General features: G+C 53.1%; 13 protein-coding genes (1 of these 13 cut by a window edge). 9 read left to right on the top strand and 4 right to left on the bottom strand.

Going from position 1 to position 22978, the window contains the following annotated elements; genetic code table 11:
- Nucleotides 1-4: 4 nt before the first annotated feature.
- The 3 genes from LA756_RS22075 to LA756_RS22065 form a co-directional block, all read right to left on the bottom strand.
- On the bottom strand, nt 5-2413 hold the full coding sequence (locus tag LA756_RS22075) for a DUF1592 domain-containing protein (RefSeq protein WP_224436889.1): 2409 nt from the start codon (nt 2411-2413) through the stop codon (nt 5-7).
- A gap of 116 nt (nt 2414-2529) precedes the next feature.
- Nucleotides 2530-4131: a FecR domain-containing protein gene (locus LA756_RS22070; RefSeq protein WP_224436888.1), complete on the bottom strand. Its 1602-nt coding sequence runs from the start codon at nt 4129-4131 to the stop codon at nt 2530-2532.
- Nucleotides 4128-4652 (bottom strand): sigma-70 family RNA polymerase sigma factor, encoded by a 525-nt coding sequence (locus tag LA756_RS22065; protein ID WP_224436887.1) that lies wholly within the window; start codon nt 4650-4652, stop codon nt 4128-4130. The genes LA756_RS22070 and LA756_RS22065 overlap by 4 nt, the downstream gene beginning before the upstream one ends.
- Before the next feature lie 355 nt (nt 4653-5007).
- Between LA756_RS22065 and LA756_RS22060 the strand changes: the two genes are divergently transcribed.
- From LA756_RS22060 to LA756_RS22045, 4 genes are all read left to right on the top strand, one after another.
- Nucleotides 5008-5997 carry a DUF1559 domain-containing protein gene (locus LA756_RS22060; protein WP_224436886.1) on the top strand — a complete coding sequence of 330 codons (990 nt, stop codon included), beginning with the start codon at nt 5008-5010 and terminating at the stop codon, nt 5995-5997.
- A 123-nt stretch (nt 5998-6120) separates the two neighbouring features.
- A complete protein-coding gene (locus LA756_RS22055; RefSeq protein WP_224436885.1) occupies nt 6121-6510 on the top strand; it encodes a DUF4198 domain-containing protein in 390 nt (129 codons plus the stop codon).
- 140 nt (nt 6511-6650) lie between these two features.
- The gene (locus LA756_RS22050; RefSeq protein ID WP_224436884.1) at nt 6651-11918 is read left to right on the top strand and encodes a FlgD immunoglobulin-like domain containing protein; all 5268 of its coding nucleotides are present in this window, start codon (nt 6651-6653) and stop codon (nt 11916-11918) included.
- A gap of 1107 nt (nt 11919-13025) precedes the next feature.
- Nucleotides 13026-13754, top strand: coding sequence for a hypothetical protein (locus LA756_RS22045; RefSeq protein ID WP_224436883.1), 729 nt, complete (start codon nt 13026-13028; stop codon nt 13752-13754).
- Nucleotides 13755-14047: 293 nt separating this feature from the next.
- Here LA756_RS22045 and LA756_RS22040 read toward each other — a convergent pair whose 3' ends face one another.
- Entirely contained in the window at nt 14048-14737 is a 690-nt protein-coding gene (locus LA756_RS22040) for a TetR/AcrR family transcriptional regulator (RefSeq protein WP_224436882.1), read from the bottom strand.
- A 290-nt stretch (nt 14738-15027) separates the two neighbouring features.
- Between LA756_RS22040 and LA756_RS22035 the strand changes: the two genes are divergently transcribed.
- From LA756_RS22035 to LA756_RS22015, 5 genes are all read left to right on the top strand, one after another.
- A complete protein-coding gene (locus tag LA756_RS22035; RefSeq protein ID WP_224436881.1) occupies nt 15028-16026 on the top strand; it encodes a DUF1207 domain-containing protein in 999 nt (332 codons plus the stop codon).
- Nucleotides 16027-16298: 272 nt separating this feature from the next.
- Entirely contained in the window at nt 16299-17411 is a 1113-nt protein-coding gene (locus tag LA756_RS22030) for a DUF6268 family outer membrane beta-barrel protein (RefSeq protein ID WP_224436880.1), read from the top strand.
- A gap of 92 nt (nt 17412-17503) precedes the next feature.
- The gene (locus LA756_RS22025; RefSeq protein ID WP_224436879.1) at nt 17504-18904 is read left to right on the top strand and encodes an efflux RND transporter periplasmic adaptor subunit; all 1401 of its coding nucleotides are present in this window, start codon (nt 17504-17506) and stop codon (nt 18902-18904) included.
- Entirely contained in the window at nt 18901-22002 is a 3102-nt protein-coding gene (locus LA756_RS22020; RefSeq protein ID WP_224436878.1) for an efflux RND transporter permease subunit, read from the top strand. The genes LA756_RS22025 and LA756_RS22020 overlap by 4 nt, the downstream gene beginning before the upstream one ends.
- Nucleotides 22003-22020: 18 nt before the next feature.
- A protein-coding gene (locus tag LA756_RS22015) for a PQQ-binding-like beta-propeller repeat protein (RefSeq protein WP_224436877.1) crosses the window boundary here: on the top strand, nt 22021-22978 show its 5' portion. 836 nt of this gene lie beyond the right edge of the window; the window shows 958 of its 1794 coding nt (coding positions 1-958); its start codon is at nt 22021-22023; its stop codon lies beyond the right edge, outside the window.

Here is a 22978-nt window from a genome sequence, read left to right as displayed (position 1 = left end):
AGGATTAACGCTTCTGGAATAAGTCGGATGTCACGAATGCTTCCAGAATATCTTGCAGTCGATAGTCGTGTTGACGGCTTACGAGGGCAATTTGGTCTAGATCGTCATGATCTTCAAATGTCATGGTCCGCCGCATTCCGTAGGTTGCCAGCTTCTCAATGAAAGCAGCATTGAATTTGTCTAAGTCCTCGATCATGAGTTGCTTGAACTGCCCCGGACTTTCGAACCTTCGCCCATCGGCCAATTGACCGGAAGGATCGACCGGTGGATCTACGCCGGTTCCTTGAACCTGTTCATGACTGCGCCAACGACCGATGGCATCGAAATTTTCAAACGCCAGACCGAGTGGGTCGATCTTGCGATGGCACGAGGCGCATGTCGCGTCGTGGACATGCGCCTCTAGTTTTTGGCGCAGTGTGGACTTAGGGGAATCGACCGGATTGGTGGGAATTGGGTCAACGTTGGCTGGGGGTGGAGGTGGCGATTTGCCAAAAAAGGTCTCCAGGATGTACTTGCCGCGATGGACTGGCCGATGTCGCGTGCCGTCGGAAGAAAGTGAAAGCAAAGACGCTTGCGTCAAGAGACCGCCCCTCGGAGAGCCTGCGGGAAGCACCACCTTTTGGAATTCGTGTCCCATGTTAAAGGGCAGATTATAAAACTGCGCCAGGCGAGCGTTGACAATCGTCCAATCCGACTCAATGAACTCGCGGAGGGTTAGTCCCTGATATAAGACTTCACGAAAAAACCGCGTTGTCTCCTCGACCATGCTCTGCTCTAGCGACAAGTCATACTCGGGGTACAGCTCCTTATCGGGTGGAAACATCCCGACCGAACGCAGTTGGAGCCATTGTTTCGGAAAAGATTGGCAAAAACGGTCCGCTTTCGGATCGGCCAGCATCCGTTTTACCTGTTGACGCAGCACGCGTTTGTCGTGAAGTTTCCCTTCTTCGGCAAGCTGGAAAAGCTCGTCATCCGGCATCGTGCTCCAAAACAAATACGAAAGTCGGGAGGCGATCTCCCAATCGTTGAGCGTTTGTCGTAGTTGGTCCTCATCACCTTCTGAGATGTAGAGAAAGCTCTTCGAGCAGAGAATAGTGAGCATACCTGATTTAATCGCATCTCGCGGCCTGGCCCCCGCGGTCAACTCTTCCCGCACAATTTCGAGGAACGTGTCCATTTCGGTGTCGGTCACCGGGCGACGAAAGGCGCGGCTCGCCAAGTTTTGCAGTCCTTCTCGAATCTGCTTTAAGTCGCTTTCATCTTGAGGCCAATACTCTTTGCGACGGCGTTGCTCTTGGTCGGTAATGAAGGGGCCACGCCAGGTAATGGAGTCCAGGATCAGAAACGGATGCAATGGTTTTCCTGCCTGATCGGTCAGCTTCATTTGCCAGGGAATGCGGCCGTCCTCCGTACTGATGAAGGGACGACTGCCGTGGCGTCCAGATCGAAAGTTGGTCGACAGTCCAGGGATTTCGTTAATGATATGAACACTCGGTCGACCCTTGGGCAAATGCGTTCGGAACGTGACGGTGACAGGCTCCTCTTCTGGGGCGATGATATCCTGCTCGAAAAGAACTCGGTCTAGTGAGGTTTCATACACGTATAGTCGCGGAGCTCTTCCGTTGTCTGGCTTGAGTCCGCTGAGCTTAATACTCATTTCGTAGATGCCGGCGGACGGAAGGGGCTGAAAGTTGGCGTCGCGATAGAGATCGCCGGCCCACATTTCAAAGCGAACCTTGTCCATCAATCCCAGTTCCGTGAGTCGCTGTCGGTGGCGATCGTTGATACGATGATCAGGTACGGCTCTCTGCCTGGCATCGATGAATTCGGCTTCTTGTTCGGGATAGGCTTCCGCCAATACCGTTTCGGCTGCGTCAAGATACTTTTCGATGTTCGATGGGGCCAGCGTCAGAATCGACCCAACCTTTTCGATTCCATGCCACTGCGGATCTTCTTGAAAACCGCCCGGGTCGGTGGCGTCAAAATGAACGCCCAACAGATCGCGAACGGTGTTTACATATTCGTCGCGAGTCAAGCGATTGTAGGTCACTCGTCCTCGCTGGGCCATTCGTGCGGTCTCGCCCTCTTCGATGCGGGCCGCCAGCCATTCGACAATTTCACTGTTTTGCTCGACCGATGGAAGGTCATCGGCGTATTCAGGGGGCATTTCGCCTGTGGTAATTCGTTGCATGATCTCCGCCCACTGCGGCGTATTCTCGAAGCCGACGTTAGGCGAAAGATTGTCGATCCGAAATTCGCCCTCCTGAAGCTTCGGACCGTGACATCCAATGCAGTTGGCTTGAAGATACGGAGCAATGTCCTTCTCGAAATTAGGTTCCGCTGCCCTTGCATGGACGCTCATAACCCCTAAGAGAATCGCGAGCACAGTGGCGGTGAGTAGGTTGCTATGCATGGTGAGTGCCTTCTGCGTACGGTTCTTCTACGTGCCCGCACAGTTTGCTGGGGCAAAGAGAAATTCTTCTAGGGGAAGGGGCAAAGGAAAAGCGAATGGCTGGAATCGATGAACCGTCAGGGCTCAAACACAAGCTTACCCCAGGTGAGGGCATCAAATGTTTTGAAGGGAACTTGATCAGGATTCGTATTTTCGATGAGCTGCCCCATGCATGTTCGGCCCAATTTGTCGCTCCAATGAATCGCGAGCGTGGAGGGCCAAACATCGCCTGGCTCGGGTGGCTTGGCATTCAATAGTTCGTAGTCGATCGCATACTCGAACGTGTAGCCCAGCCCATCCGGATCGCGGCGGAACGCCCCTTGCCATCCCTCGGCGGTCTGCTTGTGAACTTTACAATCGATCCCATATTGAAGCATCAATTGCGATGCCTGTTGCTCCTTGGAGTACCACATACCTAAGTGAACGACCTGGTGGCTGGAGTCCTTGGCAGCATCCCGCTGACGACCTGGGGGCAACGAGCCCTTCTTGGCGGCATTCAACGGCCATCCTAGATCGTCGTTGGCACCCAAGCGGAGGACCACACTGCCACCTGTCCAGAAGAATTCTGATTCCGTCTTTGGATTTGCCATGCTGACCATTGGCGCAGGGTCGGCAACATGCATGGCGATATATAGGTGCTCTTCGTCGTAACCTATCGTGCCATGTACATGATACGTGTCTGAATAGGGCTCGATGCAAGCGGCGGAAAACGCACTGGCGTTTTCCCACTCTCGCAGGCTACCATCGATCACCGGTGCTTGATCTAGATGGACCGCATGAATGGTCTCGATGGTGCTTTGGTTGTACGGAAGTTCTGTTTTGGCTTTGGGGCGCGGCGAGGGAAATCGGCGGATGAAACGATCGGGCGCGAACGCTAACTTCTTTGGTGTTCCATCGAACGAGAATGCATCACCCGCATGCAGCCGACTACCGCGAGGCCGGTTGCCGTTGAACGTGTGAGTTTGTGCGTCAACGGCACCTTCGTACACTTGGACATCGGTTGAACCACTAAGTCCTACCGAAACACCAAACTCCGTGCCGAGATCCACAAGGCGAACCCGCTCCGTCTCGATCACGAAGCCGACGCCTGATGGTGGAACCTTAGTGACCAGGCGACCAGTGTGCAGAAATACTTTTTCACGGTCGACCAGGTCAAGTCGGGCAGGGGATTCCAGGATCATACGAACCCCAGATGGCCATTCCAATTCCACGATTCCCTGTGGAAGTTCAAAGACACCACTGCGTAGTTTGTATCCGGGAGAGACCGTTTTTAACTCATCGCCCCAGCGGCCCACGGCGCGCACCACAGTTGCAATCACCAAGTCGTTCGACGGGGTGATTGGCGTTGTGTTGGGAGTGAATTGAAACACTCCCCAGGTTACGACTGCTAACAGACTTAGCGCGATGGCCACCGACATCCACGGAGCACTTCGAAGTGAACCTAGCTGCTTACGGGTGCTCACGTCCGGTTGCGAATCGGGTGCGACATCGCTGCTGCGTGCTTCCCAGCAGAGGCGCGCGTGGAGATCAAGGTAGCCCAGAAAGACGCGTTGATTATCAGTATTCCCACGGAGTAGTTCTTCGAGCCGAAGCTTGTCCGAGTCGTCAAGCGTCCCTTCGCAGTACGCCGCTGCCAGGGTAATCAGCTCTGGGGAATGGGAAGTGGGCTGGTCGTTCATACGCGGCTCGCCAACATCATCTTTCGCTGAACACAATTGTGCAACAGATCGCGAATTCGCTGCAAGGACTTATAAATCGAATCGGCCGATTGGCCGCGTTGGTCCGCGATCGCTTTCATGGAGGCCTCGCTGCCGTAACATAACGAAATCAGGTCTCGCTGTTTTGCCGAAAGCTTGTCGAGGCAAGTGTTTAACATGTCTTGCTGTTCCGTCAGCAACTCGTGATCGCGAAGACGCCGTTCTGTCAGTTCAGCAATGACATCTTCCGTCAACTCGCAGTGTTTGCGATTTCGCTTTCGCGCGAAATTACGGATTTCATTCCGAGCGATGCCGAACGCCCACGGGAGAAACTCACAGCTCGAATCGTACCGGTTCCAGATTGTCCAAAGCGTCAAATTGGTTTGTTGAAACAACTCATCTGCATCCGCGCGATTCGGGATCAGACTCACGATATAGCGATAAACGGCCGCTTCATTGCGGACGAAAAGCTCTGCGAATTTCTGGTGTTTCGTCGAATCCACGACTGTCCATTTTCCTAGTCTGGCAATACATGAGGTCGTACTACACAGCAATTGTTCCGGCGGCAGCGATCCTGACATGGATTCTTGGGTATTCCGGTAAATGCACCGGAAAAGGGTAACGCTCGAGAGCATCCGGGGGCGGGCAGGGAGTTGCTCTAAGTCGTGCCAGAGAACTTTGTTGGTAATTGTCGAATTTTATTGCTTTTTTATGTCAGGAAAGAAAAGCAATCAACAACTGCTAGGGAAGCCGTATTTCGTTTCGGCGCTGTTCCTCCCTATTCTCGCCTCACATGTTTCTGAGTGTTCACGGCACTCATCACCGTCCTCATCATCTACTTCCGGAGACATAACTAAGATGCCTCACTCTCGTATTCATCGTGGTTTTACGCTCGTCGAGCTGCTTGTCGTGATCGCCATTATTGGTGTTCTCGTCGCACTGCTACTGCCTGCCGTTCAGCAAGCACGCGAAGCGGCCCGTCGCATTCAATGTTCCAATCAGCTCAAGCAAATCGGATTGGCTCTCCACAATTATCACGATACCCACCAGGTATTTCCTCCGCTCTATATCTTCACCAATCCCTACGATACGACGAACTCTGAGGGGGGCGGTACAGGTCAATTAACTATGGATTCTGCGCGGAATACGGGCTGGGGGTGGAGCGCCTTCCTGCTACCGTTCGTTGAGCAGACCGCCTTACACGACTTGGGCGGGGTGGGCCGAGGAACATTTCCCGCACAATCTGCTCCGGCATGTCAAACTGTGGTGCAAAGCTTCATCTGCCCTAGTAGTTCCGCTGACAAGCAGGTCAATGGTACGAACCCTGGCCGATGCTTCTTCGCGGAAAAGATTGGCAACAACGACATCATTGCAACCAGCAGTTACGTCGCTTCGCATGACAACACATCGGGTAAAAAGAAGGACCAGATCGGTCAGGAAATCGGCGGGTTTGGCATCAACAGCAAAACGAATTTCGCCAAGATCGTCGATGGTACGAGCAACACCATTGCCGTAGGTGAACGTTCCTATGCCAAGAGCGCAACCTATGCCGCGAACCGGACTGTTCCTACGTGGATTGGGACATGCAGTGCCAATACGAATAACCAGGACTTCATGTTCGATATTGGCGGCTCGTGCTACTACCCGATCAACTATAGCGGTAGCGGCGACAATGAACGTGGCAAGACGTTTGGGAGTCAACATCCGGGCGGAGCACAGTTCGTTCTGTTTGACGGAGCGGTCAAGTTCATTCCGGAAACGATCGACTTGAATACAAACTCAGCCGTCAATAGCACGCTGGAATACCTGATCGGTATCGAAGACGGTCAGCCTGTTCCGGGCTTCTAATGCATGGTTAACAAGTTAAGGACGCTCGCTACGTGGTCGTAACAATTCCGCCCGTGGCGAGTTCCCGGACCTAGAACTTTCTCACCCCTCACCGCTTTCATTTCTGACGCACGTGGAGTCTATATGAAATCTTCTGTTACGCTTGTCCTGCTGGCAGCCATCGCGATCCTTGGCTGCAGTTCGGGGACCTCAAGTGACCTGGGGCAGGTCAATGGACAGGTTATGCTCGATGGAAAGCCGCTGCCTAATGCTCAAGTTCAATTTCAGCCCACGCAGGGACGCCCTTCCTACGGCCTAACGGACTCTGACGGGAAATTCACGCTGCAGTACACAGGTTCGGCAACCGGAGCGCTCATTGGCAACCATACGGTTAGTTTCACGACGGCCATCTCTCAAGATGATGGAAAGGTGGCGCCGGAACTGGTCCCCTCGAAATACAATGTTAAATCGGACATTCAGAAAGAAGTCCAAGCCGGTGAAAATCAATTCGAATTTGAATTGGCGACTCGTTAGTCACAATGTGCCGTAAAAGTAGACCAGTCGTTCACGTACGCACTGGTCTTGTCCAAATGCTTGTGTAAGTAACACCACGCTGGTAGCTTGCACAGGTTCCTGCCCACACATCCTTCCTGCTTGCCTCGGTTAATAGCCTCATGCGCGCGTATCTTTACTCGTTGCTTGTTCTTTCGCTTTTGATTGGTACCGCCTCCGCGGAGGAACTCCGTTTTGCGGGAGTCCTTGGAAACTCAGGAGAGGCGGGTGCGACGCTTATCAAATTTGCCGCTAATCCTGCTCGTGGCATGGGGCCGGTCCTGGACGACCAGGGAATGCTCTGGGAGCGAGCAGGCCAAGGACAATTGGTCCGGTATTCGCTGGATGGACGACTTATCAGTTCGTTCACGATTCCCCATTCGAATTCCCGCGAGGATGTCCTGGCGAAAACGGGTAATCTCTTGATCCTGCTGGTTGAGGGTAACGTTTATTCGCTACCAGTCGATTCCCCGCAGGGGACTGAACCAAGCAAGATCGCTTCGGGCGTAAACGCGATGTCATGCGATGACCATGCGGGGCAGATGGTCATCGCGCGCGGCGACAAACTGTTCTGGTTTCATCCTATCACCCGCGAAGAGACGTTCGTCGTGGAGTATTCTGGCCGGATCGACATGATCAACATCGACTCCAGCGGAACCATCTACGCGAAGTTCTACGGCGGTCCGATGCATGCGTGGAAGGATGGACAAGCGGTCGCAGGCTTCCCTAAGGATATTGGCGGAGAACGTCCTCAACTGATTGGCGACTATTGGTATACCCACGCCGGTCATAGCACGATCAAACGATACAACCGAGACTTCGCCCCGACGCCTGGTGTGGTGATGGGGGGGGCGTCCGGTTCGTTTATTGGCTTCCTACCAGAAAGTACCGACTTGACCGCTGGCAGAGGCATGGTTCAGGTGCAAGGCAATCTCTTCGCGATCACAGGCGAAAGCGGCATAGTGCAATTGCTGCGTTGGGATGAGGAGCAGAGCAAGTTTCATGTTGACCGAAGAATCGGCGCGACGATCGATCTGTCTGGACTCGCAATTGACAACGATGGAAACATCTGGACGAATGCGGGTGTCTGGAGTTGGCGTGATACGCCTGGTTCTCCTCGTTCCATCGGCGAACCGGCCGGACAGCATCATGTGCAACCGACGGTGACTGATGAAGGGACGCTGTGCGTACTCCGCGGTCGCCACTCGCGACATTACATTTCGTCCGGTCCATTTGTCGATAAACATGGTTGGTCGAAGTACGAAGGGGACAGTGTGAAGGGAGTCGAAGAATTTGGCCGACTTCGCGGCGCCGCCCTGGTAACTACCGCGAACGACAAGCAATACCTCGTGGTAACCGATGCCGAAGGGTCAGGACACGAGTTCGCCGTCAACCGCCAAGGCCGTCCCTCCGGCATGCCTCGAACGATCACCTTAGAAGGCGTCCACGGATGCAGTAGCCTGGCGCATGCTCAGCAAAAGTTGTATGCAGGATGCGCGGGTGAGATCATCGAGTTCTCTCGAGAGAAAGATGGTTCGTGGAAAGAGGTCGGACGCTGGGATCGTTGTGCAGGAGACGCATCGGGTTCCTTCGGAAATGCAATTTCGATTCACAGCGATGGTACCTGTCTGATTCTCGCGGACACACGCCGTCATCGCGTACTGTTGATTGATCCGAAAACTAAGACATTGCTAGCGCAGTACGGTACCACGGACCACGCGGGAGATTCGATTGAAAGTCTGAATTCTCCAACTCACGTTGCGGTGTCGGGAAGTCGAGCTGTTGTCTACGACGCTGGCAACCATCGGATTGTTAGGTTGTCGCGAAGTGAAAGAAACAGTGCCGCGCGGATGGCCGAACTCACGCAGATAGCTAGCCCCAAGAGAACTGCGTTTACCGATAGTGAGTATGTCGACGTAGGCACCGCCGGGACTCCTCCGGTTTCGATCGCGATGAGACGCAACAACGAATATTTCAACTTTTCGCTTCGAACCGAAATGAATCCTATCCCAAGCATTGAACTCGGTCTGGCAGGGGCGAATTCGATTATCTTAGATTCGAAGAGTGCGTTGATCTCGGATGCTGGCTTTGAATTTCAAGTGCCTGCGTCGAGCCTGGTCGAGAGCGAGGCGGACTGGGATTCGTTCCGCTGGGCCGCCATCCTCAGTTGGGAAGGAAATCGCAATCGGCGTGAACGACTTTCTCAGAACGACGCCAGAGCCGCATTTCATTCGATCTCGAAAGACCCTACGAACTGGCAGGTGTTCTCCCTGCCGGAATACGAGCGGCGTGTCTCGGAGCAGAAGAATGAAATTTGGGTCGAGTTCCAGCAACCGATTGATGGCAAAGTAAGCCTGGTGATCGAAGATGCTCAGGGAACGCGAATTCGCAACCTCGTTTCTGGTAAAGCCATGTCGAAGGGAACGCAGCGTGTGCTGTGGGATGGACTGGACGAGAATGGAAAATTGGTCCCACCTGGTCAGTATCGATGGCGCGGAATCAGTCACCCGGGAATCGAACCAGAGTACTTGATGAACTTCGCCAACGGAGGTGAGCCTACGATCAAGCCGTGGGGCCCCAATCATTCCACCATGCGTGATGTGGCCAGTAACGGAGAGTATGTCTTTTTCGCTGCACCGGTCACTGAAGGAGGCTGGGCGTTGGTCGCGTTGGACGCGGACGGAAAGTGGGTTCAAGGCTACGAACATCAACACGGCCTCGGCATCAATCATGATGCTATCGCCGCCGACGATCAGTACTTGTACTGCGCCCAGGACGGGTTTGCTTGGGGTGGCACTCGCGGTATCGATTTCCAGAGCGACCAGTGGCAGGCTACCTGGAAGTTGTCGCTAGTTCGATACGACATCAAGTCAGGCAAGATGGTGAACTTTCCTGGCAGAAAGGATCATCTGATCGTCGACGAGATGCCGGTGGGACCAGGCTCGAAAAACGCAGGATTCGAGGGCTACAATCTCACAGGGATCACAGTCCATGACGGTCATATTTACATCGGTTCGCGACAGCATGACGCCGTATTAGTGCTCGATGCCCAGACCGGTGAACTGCTGCGGAAAATCTCGGTAGATGGCCCCCGTAAACTTGCTGCGGGGGAAGAGGTTCTTGTGGCGACCGACAACGGCGTGATTCGGCTGAAGGATCGTAAATTATTGATTCCAGCGCGCGGACTAGATTTGGCAGGCATTGCGTGTGCCGCAAATCAAGACATCCTGGTAAGCGATCTAGTCACACATCAAATTCATCGTTTCTCGAATGACGGAACGTTTGTCGCAAGGATCGGCACCCCAGGAGGACCCTATGCCGGTAAGTACGATGCGTCTCGAATCGTGAACCCGCAGGGTATCAGCTTCGGCCCCGATGGAAAGCTCTGGATTACCGAAGACCGCTGGAGTCCGAAACGAATTCACGCGTGGGATCTCGATAAGAACGAAGTTGTCTATGAGAAGTTCGGCGTTCCGCACTACGGAGCAACGGGTGCGACATTCGATCCCAAGAGCCATCACATCTGGATTGGTCTCGGCTGCCGCTGGAAACTGGATTTCGAGAAGCAGGAAGCCAGGCCGACCCATGTTCTTGCCATCGACGATGCTCACTTCGAACATTATCATCCCCTCAACTATCAACTTATCCGCGAGCAGGGGCGAACTTACCTAATCGGATTCGGTAAAATCACCACTATTTCCGAGGTACGTGCCGATGGGTCGATTCAAGACTGTGCGGCAATATCCAGCACACACCACTTCAGCTATGGGTGCAACTGGCAACCTCCTCAGTCGTACATCGATGCCTATTACGCCAAGTGGCCTGAGCACCGCAAAGCTGAAAAAGCTGGCCAGAAAGGGGACGGTAAGCCATACGCCAGGAAGGGCCCCGGTGTCCTGTGGGTCGATCAGAACAACGATGGCCGCCCGCAACAGAAAGAGTTTGAGTTCACCGACGACTCGGTCCAGTTCGGGGGCTCTTCGTGGGGACATCGTAGCGTCGGTTTGACGATGCGAATTCCAATTCTCGTCGATCAGCAGGTCAAGATTGCAACGCTCGCCCCAAGCAAGGTGAATGCCGACGGCGTTCCACAATACACCACACTCGTCGAAGCCATAGCGAACGCCACGGAGATTTCATTGACCCCGGGTCATCAGCGTCATAATGCTTCGTCCCATGACGATCGCTTCGGCCGGTTCGTGATCAACTCCGACCCCGAAATGAATGCTTACGATACCGACGGGAAGCATCTCTGGAGTTTCGCAAACCAATGGAGTGGCGTGCATGGTTCTCACAAAGCCCCCCTACCTGAAACGGGAGTCATGCAAGGGACGCTCTATTTCCTGGGAATGGCTCCCTTCGACAACGATGCCGATATTTTCTTCCTCAGTGGAAATCATGGTCGCTGCTTCCTGCTGACCAGTGACGGGCTGTATCTGGACGAGATGTTCCGCGATGTCCGCGTCAGCTACGCGAACGACGCCTATCGCCTAGGAGGGGAAATCTTCGGCGGTTGTTTCGGCATCTCGGAAGAGAACGGTCAATACTACGTTCAAGTCGGACACGGCAGCTATCGTCTCTATCAATTGGCTGGGCTGGATCAAGCCGTACGTATTTCAGGAGACTTGGCGATAACCAGGCCTCAGGTTGACGCCGCCGAACAAAAGTCGCGGCGGAGCCTTGCCGGAGGGAAAAATAAAAAACGGGCGACCATCTCCGCCGCAAAGGCCACGCCAATCATTGACGGAGATCTCAAGGAATGGACCGGAGAGCCGCTGGCCAAGTGGGACCAGAATGGAAAGTTCCCGGTAACCTTATGGGGCAGTTGGGACAAGGAAAACATCTATCTCGCTTATCAAGTAGAAGATGTCTCGCCGTTTGTCAATCAAGGTCGGCAATGGAGCTCCCTGTTTGCGACCGGAGATACAGTCGACTTTCAACTCGCTACCAATGCCACGGCCAGCCCGCAGCGTAATGCCCCTGTGCCTGGAGACAAACGGATAATGATTGCGCCGTTTGAGGATCAACCGGCGATCGTCCTTTATGAACATCGGAAGCCGGGCGGAACCCACCCCATCGAGTTCACCAGTCCCTGGCGCGGCGAAAAGGTCAACCATGTCGAGCGATTCGACGAAGCCAAGGTGGCGGTCAAACGGCACCGCGGCAGCTACTCTGTCGAGGTGATCTTACCACTCGATAAGCTTGGCTGGCAGATTGAGCCCGGCACCATCTATCGAGGCGATTTCGGAGTGACATTCGGAGACCCCGAAGGAAAGGAAACACAACTCCGTTCCTATTGGGCCAACCCAGCGACGATGTTGGTCGATGACATCCCGGGCGAAATCATGCTTCACCCGGCGATGTGGGGTGAAATTCAGTTCGTTCCGTAAACGGATCGAATGCTTGTGGAGTCACGAGGGCTTGAAAGTACTCAAAAAGCAACTTAAGCAACGTCGCTTGTGGTAGAACGATTGTTCGCGTGTTGATTTGAGACCTAGTCATCGTGATTAGGTTTTCAGTTATGAATTCGTACAACTCCGTGCTCATGACGACCAAGCCTTAAACTGCAACCCCAAAAACTGAGTCATTCAAAATGAGAAAATCGGGCCATCCATTTCGAGGAGAAGATGACCATGAAGAAGTCTCGATTTACGAATGAATAGACTACCTTAAAAGGTGGCTTTTAGGATCCCAGCCAGCCGGATCAAATCAGACACAAAATCGGATATGAGAGCATTTCACGCCGGAATTTACTCTCAGTCCTATTGCGGAAGTCCAAAGAAAAACCCACCTTGTCGAAATTGACAAGGTGGGTGTAGTGGAGGCGACGGGAAGTGGGCAATTCCGTTGCACACGATTTTCGCAACTGACTAATTAACAGCAAGTTACGACGACGGCTTATCGCTGAAAGTTTTTCTTATCGGAACATTTATAGGGTTCATCGGAAGCGTTCGGTGGTAGTTAGAAACCAACCAAGACACTATCCGTGACTAGATTCACCTTATTCGCATCTCACACAAAACACCCCTCCTTAGTCCATGCTAGTCTCGTCGTTAGCTCCGTCGCCTCTCGATTGTCGCAAACATTGGGATGCCGTCTACATACCGGTTGAATCATTCCACACTGGGGCCACGACCTTTGGCCTGATTACCCTGCTCGCTGGCCTACCAGAATATATGACTTCCTTGAAGAACACCGTAGGAAGGTGCCTGTTTTTCATGTTCTAAACGCGACCTTACAACGGCATCCACAGACACTTCAATAGCGTCGACTTGCCGCTGAATTGGGGCCGACAAATGCCTGTCCACTTCTTGCAGTTTTTCTCTACGTTCACCTTGTCCGCTTAACCATTCTACTGCCCCGATAACCCCAATTCAAATTTGCATTTTACTCGAGCAGTAAAAGACAGTAACTTTGCCGCACAGTCAATTCGTGGAACTGTGTAGTCAAGTTCCTGAACCGAAAGTCGTTTCATTGCACGAAGCAGAGGAGTATTCATGCGAACAACGATGAGTATTGTGTCGGTAATTGTTTCCTTTCAATTGGTCGTTGCGGCGCAAGCGGGCGACTCGGTTTTGCAAGGTGATGTTTTTTTGAAAGGCAACGGCGACACTGCCCTCTATACGGTCGAGTTAGCGTTGAAAGGGGACCCAAGTAGTCGGATTTGCTACGAACGCGTTACCGATAGAAATGGACGAGTGATTGTGGCTACCGAAGCGACCTATGCGGAGGGACGTCTTTCGGTCATTCACTGCCAGCAACAACAGACCGGTGAAACCGCAAAAATGGAGTTTAAAGACGGTAAGGTCCTGTACTCCTACACACACGACGGCAAGTCAAAACAAAGCTCGGAAAAGGACTCCAATGACTTGGTGCCACTTCCGGCTATTCCATACATCATCATGTCGAAGTGGGACGACTTGCATGGCGGCAAAACCGTAGACTTCAAAATTCCTGTGCCAGAACGGCAACAGGCGATCGCCGTGAGGGTATCCAAAGAACGAACGTGGTCTCAAATGGGGCGATCATTTACGGAGCTCAAGCTCGAACCCTCCAATCTGTTTTTTCGGTCATTGGTTGACCCTGTCTACTACGTGTTCGAGGATCAAGGCAGAACGCTGGTTGAGTACCGCGGCCGACTGGAGATCAAGAGTGGTACCCCCGGAAACTGGGAGGACGGTTCCGGGCGAATTGCTTATCGCCCTGCGGCGGGCCTTGGTCGGTAGCAGCAGCGTTCCGGGCCAACTCGGTACGACTGGCTAAAACGTGCTGGTATAGTTCTGTCGTCTCAAGACTTATTGCTTGGCGACCGTTTAGGCGCTATTGATATTGAACCCGATGCCGGTGACATTGCCGCCGGCATTTTAGTGCAAGTCAGGACGTGATTCGGCTAGCTTCATGTGCGGTAATGAGTCAATCTATGGGGGCCAATGGTTGAAGCATCGCCCTTTTCGTCCTGTAGGACTTTGGCACACACTGGCCAAAAGCAAGGTGCCATGCCGTGTGGCTCGGCCTATCGCTAGCCGTGCTCATCCTTCTTCGCTTCATTCGCCACTGCTGCAATTCCTGCCAAGGCAAATTGAAGCATGTGCTGAACGAGATCAGGGGCGTCGTCTGACTTCAAGCCAAACTTAGGAAACGACCGCTTGAGCGTCGGCCGATCACAAAGCATGAGCATAAAGCAGGGAGCCATCACGTTGATACAGCTGCGTCCAACAGCGGGATGATCTTCAGGCAACTCCATCAACTCGCTCACGATTCTCTTCAGAATGTTCATCTTCTGAAGCCGGCTCTTCTTATACTTTGTTTGATCAACCAAAGTAGGCGAGGTGAATTCACGAACCAATACACGCAGCCGCCAGGATGAAGAAGCCGGGCTCGTTAGAACGCGTACAAACACTCCCAGAAACGCTCTTAGCTTGTCCTGGGCATCGCCTTGCTCTTCCACGGCTGCTTGCATATGAGAGGTCGTCGCCAGCATGCGTGTGGCTTCCTCGATTACGGCACCGTAGAGCCCTTCAAGACTGTTGAAATGGTAGTTTACCGCAGCGATGTTCGTACCGGCCTTCTCGGTGATCTCTTTACTGGTCGTTCGATCAAAACCGTGCTCGGCAAAAAGTTGACCGGCAACTTCCAGTAAACGATCACGAGTACTGGTGCTTTTCGCGCTCTCTTCCTGCTTCCCGGCGGTTGCTCCTCGTTTTTTCATTCACCTTTTCCGCACTGATTTTTTGCCTGAGTGTTCGGTTACCAACCCACTGTCATAGCAACTTAAACCTATCTGAGGATTGGGATTAACAGAATAACACTGCACGCGCAAAATTGCAAATTGAAATTTGCATTTGACTTCTTGCCGCCAGATCAATAACCTTGCGGATGCTTTGAGGGTTCAGGTATCCGCCGAGGGTGTTTGAGCATCACCAAACAAGTTGTGGCCCATTTCATGGGTAATGACCGGCAGGTTCGTCCAACTCAGAGATCTCGAAAGTGACCCGGTACATGTTCTCCCCTCGTTGTTTATCGTTAGCCCTCGCAATTCTCTTGGGGGCCGGGTTGTCCGGTGTTGATGCATTGTTCGCCCAAACCCCGCCTGCTCCCGGCTTTCAGGCATTGCCTGGCCAGGTGCCGCTACCCGTTGATGGGCCGCCGTTCGATCCATTTGCGGTCGCTCCAACGAACAGCGTTAGCTACCAACTCCCGCCTATGCCAAGTTCGACGTTCCCAGCCGACCGTTCCCCCGAATGGGAATGGACGTTTCTACCTCAGGGGTTTCTCTACCATACCTATTGGGCCAGTACGGCTGAGCCTCGCCTCTCCACGCGTTCGATTGATGATTGGGGAGGCAACAACTCTCTCGATTCCCAAATCGGAGGTCGAGTCGGGCTCCTGCGATTCGGAGATCCCGATGCGGAGGAAGGGTTTCAGCTTGACATCCTGGGAGGGGCAAATCTCAGGCAAAACGTCGACACATACGACTGGGACATGACCGGCACGGACTACCGTTACGACATTCCGTTGACTTATCGTAACGGTCGACACGCATGGAAATTTGGGTACTACCATGTAAGCTCTCACATGGGGGACGAGTTCCTGAAATACAATCCTTCCGTGTCACGAATCGACTACTACCGCGATTCCCTCTATCTCGGCTATTCGCACTACGTTACCCCTGAGTTGCGTCTCTATGGGGAGATCGACTATGCATTCCGTAGCGACTTTGCGGAACCACTTCATCTGCAGTTCGGATTCGATTGGGGGCCAGTTCGACCAACCGGCGCATTAGGAGCCCCATTTCTGGCAGCGAATGTGCATCTTCGAGAAGAACTCGACTTTAGCGGCAATATTAGCGTGCAAGCTGGATGGGCCTGGAAAGGAGAAGGACTAGGTGCCGGAACTTTGCGGACAGGCTTGCATTACTACAACGGTGGAAGCCCTCAGTTCTCGTTCTATCAGGAAAGCGAGCAGCAGATCGGCTGGGGGATCTGGTACGACTACTAGAGGTTTCGACAGGCCGCATGCAGGGCGTTAAATGCACGCTCTCCGTGATCCTTAGCCATACCAACTTCAAGCAGCAGATTACCAATTCCAGAATCGCCAATACTTCAAATTCAAATTTACATTTGACTTATTGATGACAGCAGGGTAAAGTCGGAGCAATCAAGTTGACTGTCGCCAAGATTCGGTTCGCGTGAAGCGTCGCTCGACGATGTGCCTTCGGAATTGGACGTAGACAACTCAGAACTCACCCTCGGCACATTGAAACGCCCGACATGATTCGATGGGAAAAAGCAATGAACGAAGTTAGCTCGATTTCGACTGTCGTCCGGAGCGACACTTTCCCGGTCACGTTCGATGCTGTGTCCACCATCTCGGTAGCCGAGCGGCGCATTGTTATGTTGATCCGCGTTGCTTGCCTTGGCCTGATCGCGATTTTGTCCCAGCTGCTTTGCTGTCGTACAACAGCAGCGGAGCCGACCGTTTGGGGCTCCGCCGATAGTGAGCCGGTGTTCTCGCTTGCATCAGAGGCTCGGCCCTTCGATGGATCGGAATTCCCCTACCAGTCGGATCTGATACTCTCCGATACGCCTCCACCTTCCGAACGGAAACAGACGATGTTTCCGATTAGCGCAAGTCTTGGTTTTGTTGGTGGGGACGATCTGTCGATCACTCGGACAAAGGTTGGTTTTTCCATGCCGATCTATGTTCAGCCTGGAGAAGGTACCGATAGGCCCAAGACAATTGTCCTCGCCTCAGCGGACTTCGGTACGAGCTTTTTAGAAGGGCAGACGCAGCTCCATCTTCCCGATCAACTTTATATAGCGGGGGGCGGATTGAGAGCGATTCGACACGTGAATGACCAATGGAACCTGATTGGCGGCATCAATGTCAATTATCAAGGCGATGGAAAAGCAACCGAAGATGTCGTCAACGTTTCTGGCATGGCTATGCTGCAGTGGGCGAGAGATGACCAGACGCAATGGACCTTTGGTGCCGTCGCCACTGGTCTCGATGATCTGCCGGTCCTTCCAATCGTAGGTGTCAGTTGGAAGCCTACTGAGGACTGGGAAATCTCATTGGGGCTTCCCCAAACTCGTATCGCGCACCGTGTGGATTGGTTCGGCCCCCAGCATGACACTTGGTTCTACGTAGGTCTTGCCGGTGTTGGTGGCGGAAGTTATGCCGTTCGACATTCTAACGGCATGGACGATCAACTGACCATCAACGAGTTCCCCATCGTTTTTGGCCTTGAGCAACGAGGCGATCGAGCTCAATGGTATCTCGAAGCGGGCGTGGTGGTAGGACGTGAATTGGAGTACGAGCTCACCGGTGAAAGAGAAAATCTAGGAGCCGGTTTTTTCACGAGCGCAGGACTGAAGTTCTAAGAGAAAACACGATGAGCAATTCCTGGAAACAAATTCTTCTATCGCGCAAGTGGTTGGTGCTTCCGCCAGTCTTCCTCGGACTGGTGGCGGTCGTGGCATTCGCTCAGTTCAGAAAAGAAATCCCCCGCCATGAACTGAGCGAACAGCCGCGGCCGTTACCCGTTATTCGCGTTGAACCTAAGGAGGTGGTACCGAAAATTACCGGATTCGGTACCGCTTCTGCGGCACGGCGATGGGAGGCCGTCAGCGAACTACAAGGAAGGATCGTTGAAATCCATTCCGAGCTCGAGTCGGGCAACTTGGTGGGAGCCAATGAGCTTCTCATTAGAATCGACGATACCGACAGTCGATTACTTCTAGCACAACGACAAGCTGATTTGGATGCAGCCAAGACCAGGCTAGACGAACTTGAGGCAGGATATGAGGCTGACCAGCGTTTGCTTCCTTTAGCTCAAGAGCAACTTCAGGTTGCAGAGCGTGAAGAACAACGTTACGTCGAACTCCGACGCCAAAAAGCGGCAAGCCTAAGCAATGCTGACCAGGCGACATCAAGCCGACTAGCACAGCAGCAGGCAGTCCAAAATATTCAGCGAGCCCTATCCCTCTTTCCTTCTCAGAAAAACGCAGCGAAAGCCTCGATTGCCTTAGCAGAGGCGAAGCTGCGCGAGGCAGAACGGGATGTTGAACGTACTCGTATTGTTAGCCCATTTGCTGGTGTGTTGTCAGAGGCGAACCTGGAAATAGGGCAGTTTATTACTGTCAATCAACGACTATTTACATTGCGAGATGCCGAGCAAATCGAGATCACTGCCCACTTCTCTCTAGAACAAATTGACCGACTCATTTCTCGTGACGCTAGTCCTAGCGCAAAGTCACAGATGAGTTTGGAGAAAATCACTGGCGAGCTAGAGACTCACCCAACGCAGACGATCCCTTTCTCGGCACGAGTCATTGCTCGCAGTGGAAATTTCACACGCACGTGGAATGGAGTTCCTGTTCGCATCACCGAATCCCTGAATGAACAGTCTCGAACTCTCGGTGTCGTAGTGCAGGTTACCAATATTCCACACCATAGTGAGACACAAGAGGCCACCCTTAGTCGTTTCCCAACTACCAATAACGAATCTCACTTCGCACACTGGTCGACGGCCCTACGCCCAGGGACATTCTGTGAGGTAGTCCTCGAAAGCTCTCCACGCAGCGACTTAATAACAATTCCAAGATCGGCACTAAATGAAAACACCGTTTACCGCGTAGATAGCGACAATCGCCTTCACCCCCAATCGGTTGAAATCGGTTTTTCCAATGGTGAGTTCGTGACCGTCGTCGGCGGTTTGAAAGAAGGAGACATTATTGCTGAGGCTGTCCCTGTCCCTGCTATCGAAGGACAACTCATTGAACCGCGTTTCGCGGATACTCGGTCAAGCCAATTTGAGATCGTCACCGCAGCCATAGATTCGTCAACGACCGATGCCAAGGAACGTCGTCAATGATTGATTTCTTCGCAAAGCATCCCACTGCGGCTAACTTGTTAATGATCATCATGTTGGCTGCCGGACTCTTGAGTATCGGAAGTCTTCGGCGAGAAACTTTCCCTGATGTGGCACCCGTTGTGGTGCAAGTGTTAGTGCCATTTCCTGGCGCGACAGCCGAAGAGGTCGAAGACACGATCCTGCATCGCCTAGAGAATTCTCTGGAGGGGGTTCTCTATCTCAAAGAGATGAAAGCACGGGCTCAGCCATCGGTGGGAACCGTCGAGCTTGAGATGGTGGACGGAGGTGAGTACCAAGCATTCCGCAATGAGATCGACAATGCAATCTCTGGTATCAATGACTTCCCCGAGGACGCGGAAGCCCCGGTGACCACTCGGCTCAACGTACGGCAACCCGTTCTCGATTTACTCGTAAGCGGGCCTGTAGACGCGGTAAGCTTAAAGCGATACTGCGAAGATCTTAGGGAAAGGATGCTTGCTTCTCCCAAGGTATCAGAGGTGAACATTTCTGGATTCTCTGATCACCTTCTACGAGTAGAACTCGATCGCGAAGCCATGCTTCGCTATGACTTAAGCCCAACGAGTGTCTCTCTGGCGATCAGTTCCCAGAGTCTCGATTTACCTGCGGGTAAAATCGAAGGAGCTCAAACCGTCCTGGTTCGCGTTCAAGAGAATCGAAAGTCACGCCAAGCCTTGGAAGACTTGGTGATTAGCGGTGTGGCTGGAGGAGCGGAGATCCGTCTGGGGGATATCGCGACTGTTAAAGATGAATTCGAGCTGGATGAGGAGAAGATAACCGTCGACGGACAAAGGGCAGCCATCCTCCAAGTAATGAAAGCAACCGCGGAAGACACACTGCAGGTGGCGGCGGCCGTTGAAGAATTGGTCGAGGCTGAGAAACTGCGAAGCCCACAAATGCAGTTACAGGTGACCAACAATGCGTCTAAGTTGGTGATTGATCGAATCAATTTACTCCTGACCAACGCCTGGCAAGGTTGTGTGCTTGTCTTCCTGGCAATGTGGCTCTTCTTTAATGTTCGGCTCGCGTTCTGGGTCGTGGCCAGCTTACCGGTATCATTCCTAGCGGCCTTTGCACTCGTGCCCTACGCGGGGCTGACCATCAACATGCTGACGATGGTGGCGTTATTGATGGCGCTCGGACTGCTGATGGACGATGGGATTGTTATCGCCGAGAACATCGCGCGTCGCCGAGACGAAGGTGAGGGGGCGATGGAGGCGGCCGTCAACGGCGTCAAGGAAGTTGCCGGAGGTGTCTTTTCTTCATTCTTGACAACATGCTGCGTGCTCGGACCACTGATTTTCCTGAATGGGCAGATTGGCCGCGTCCTGAGTGTACTACCCATGATGTTGTTGTTAGTTCTGGGCACGAGTCTCATCGAAGCCTTCTTGATTCTACCGTCACATTTAGGTCACTCGCTGGCGCATGAATCGGCACGCGGCAGAAGGAATCGAATTCGCGCTGCGATTGAATGGGCCATCGACTGGACTCGTGATCTAGTGGGCAGCTGTGTCGCCTGGACCGTTCGATGGCGTTACCTGACACTAGGGCTGACAGTCATGGTCTTCTTGCTAACGATCGGATTGTTAGTTGGCGGGTTTGTACGTGGACAGGTTTTTCCCAATCTCGAAGGCGATACCCTGGTCGCGCGTCTATTAATGCCGCCGGGCACTCCTCTGGAGAGAACTTCTGAAGTGATGCAGAAGGTCGAAAAGGCTCTCCAAGACACCAACAATGAACTGACTCCTCTGCAGCCAGAGGGACGTGAATTAGTTCAATCTAGTTTCATCCGTTTCGGTGAAAATAGCGAGGTCAACGAGTCCGGCCCACACGCGGCCACTCTTCAGGCTGACTTGCTCTCAGTAGAGACTCGCAATTCACGGATTGAAGATGTCATTCAAATGTGGCGGAAGAAAGTCGGCCCAGTTCCGGACGCTGCTCAAATTACCATTGATGAAACCGCGGCCGGACCGGCTGGACGTGACATTCACATTGAGCTTTCTGGACTCGATATGAAGTCGCTCGATGAGGTATCCGAGGAGTTGCAGGCTCATCTGTTAACGTTCGATGGCGTCTACAATATTTCGGATAATTTGCGTCATGGCGAGGCAGAGTTACTGGTAACACTGCGTCCAGGTGCCGTCGGCTTGAATGTGACAACGCGTGAACTCGCACAGCAATTGCGTGGCTCGTTTCAAGGCCTGAGAAGCGATCAGTTCCAGATCGGCAAAGAGGAATACGATGTCGAGGTGCGTTTCGACGATTCCTCCCGAAGCAGCCTCGCCGATCTGGACAACTACCTAGTCTCGTTACCCAGCGGTGATCGAGTTCCACTTTCGGAGGTTGCCAAGCTAACTCGTCGCCGGGGATGGTCGAGCATTGCCCACGTCGAAGGAAATCGGGCCATCAGTATCTATGCCTCGATTGACCCCCTTCGTTCAAACGCAATGTCCGTACTCGAACAGCTCGAAACGGAGAAGCTGACGGACCTAGTCGAACATCATCCAGGCTTGTCTTATGCATTCAAGGGGGCAGCGGAAAGTGGTGAAGAGACAGGGGCTTCCATGGCCATAGCCGCAGCCATTGGCTGTCTTGGTGTATTTGTCATTCTCTCGTTCCAGTTTCGCAGCTACATTGAGCCTGTCGTGGTCATGGTGGCGATCCCGTTTGCATTTGTGGGAGTGGTCTGGGGACATCTCTTGCTTCAACATGATCTCAGCCTACCTAGCGTCATGGGCTACGCTTCTCTAGCTGGCATCGTCGTGAATGATTCTATTTTGCTGATGCTGTTCTTGAAGGATAGCCGCGCCAGTGGAACCTCGGTAATCGAGGCCGCCGTCGAGGCAAGCCGAAAGCGTTTCCGTGCCGTCATGATCACCTCACTGACCACGATTGCAGGTTTACTCCCCCTCATGTTTGAGACCGACCTTCAGGCCCAGATTCTGATTCCCATCGCCATCAGCATTTGTTTCGGCCTGCTTGCTTCGACAACACTCGTATTGCTGGTTATTCCTGCTTTCTACGTCGTGTTGTCTGATTTAGGACTAACTACACACAGCCACGGTAATTCCGATCACTAAACGGCCAGGACACCTTACATGTCGACCACCCCCAATACATCCGATGAAGTAGATGTGCCGTTGTCAAAAGACAACACGACAATACGCTTTTCGGCGGATCGTCTCCGTTGGTGGCCTGCCTTGGTGGTCATCGTACTGATGCTTGTTCTAAGAGCAGTTCCGATGCTGATGGAATCGCCGTCGCTACCTGTGATGATGCTTGGGTTCATGGGGCCACCGGCAGTGGGGCTCCTACTTTTGCCATGGTGGCTATTCGCCAGTCGAGCACCGCTACGCGAAAAACTGATCGGACTACTAGGGCTTCTCGTTGTTGCGGTGATGGCAATTGCTTTCGTTCATCCGACAATGCGAGGCGTTCCCAATATCATGTATCAGCTGCCCGTCGGCCTGATTGCTTTTGCGGTGCCATTGGTTCTCTTATCACGCCTTTCCTCGATTCGCTTAACCGCAGCACTGGTAAGTGCCGTGATTGGCTTTGGAGCTTGGGATCTCCTACGTTTCGATGGCGTGACAGGAGTGTTCGGAGCACAATTCTCCTCACGATGGTCATCGACATCCGAAGACGAATATCTCCACCTACTTGCCAGTTCTAGTTTGCCGACGCGCAACACCTCGTTAGAAATTGATCCCGGCGCCGTCGTTACAGCGGACAATGCCGAGTGGCCAGCATTTCGAGGACGCAGTGGCAACAATGTCATTCCGGACGTCGTTGTCGACGACGATTGGAGCAACCAACCTCCCAAGTTGCTCTGGAAATCACTGATCGGTCCTGGTTGGTCATCCTTTTCCATCGCAGGCAATCGGATGTTCACTCAGGAGCAACGTGGAGAATCCGAGGCGATCGTGTGCCTCGACACGGAAACGGGGGAAGTCGTCTGGGCATATGAATATCCAGGGCGATTTGAGGAATCACTTGGCGGAGTTGGACCGCGCGCTACACCCACGATCGGAGACGGGGCGTTGTTCTGTACGGGTG

The sequence above is a fragment of the Bremerella sp. TYQ1 genome (genome assembly GCF_020150455.1).
Classification (GTDB): domain Bacteria; phylum Planctomycetota; class Planctomycetia; order Pirellulales; family Pirellulaceae; genus Bremerella; species Bremerella volcania_A.
The sequence above is the reverse complement of the archived record's forward strand: the minus strand, read 5'-3'. Positions and strand labels throughout refer to the sequence as shown.

Excerpts from the sequence above, each read along its gene's own strand:
- LA756_RS22075 (WP_224436889.1), bottom strand. The coding sequence starts at position 2,413 with ATGCATAGCAACCTACTCACCGCCACTGTGCTCGCGATTCTCTTAGGG.
- LA756_RS22070 (WP_224436888.1), bottom strand. The coding sequence starts at position 4,131 with ATGAACGACCAGCCCACTTCCCATTCCCCAGAGCTGATTACCCTGGCA.
- LA756_RS22060 (WP_224436886.1), top strand. The coding sequence starts at position 5,008 with ATGCCTCACTCTCGTATTCATCGTGGTTTTACGCTCGTCGAGCTGCTT.
- LA756_RS22055 (WP_224436885.1), top strand. The coding sequence starts at position 6,121 with ATGAAATCTTCTGTTACGCTTGTCCTGCTGGCAGCCATCGCGATCCTT.
- LA756_RS22050 (WP_224436884.1), top strand. The coding sequence starts at position 6,651 with ATGCGCGCGTATCTTTACTCGTTGCTTGTTCTTTCGCTTTTGATTGGT.
- LA756_RS22045 (WP_224436883.1), top strand. The coding sequence starts at position 13,026 with ATGCGAACAACGATGAGTATTGTGTCGGTAATTGTTTCCTTTCAATTG.
- LA756_RS22040 (WP_224436882.1), bottom strand. The coding sequence starts at position 14,737 with ATGAAAAAACGAGGAGCAACCGCCGGGAAGCAGGAAGAGAGCGCGAAA.
- LA756_RS22035 (WP_224436881.1), top strand. The coding sequence starts at position 15,028 with ATGTTCTCCCCTCGTTGTTTATCGTTAGCCCTCGCAATTCTCTTGGGG.
- LA756_RS22030 (WP_224436880.1), top strand. The coding sequence starts at position 16,299 with ATGATTCGATGGGAAAAAGCAATGAACGAAGTTAGCTCGATTTCGACT.
- LA756_RS22020 (WP_224436878.1), top strand. The coding sequence starts at position 18,901 with ATGATTGATTTCTTCGCAAAGCATCCCACTGCGGCTAACTTGTTAATG.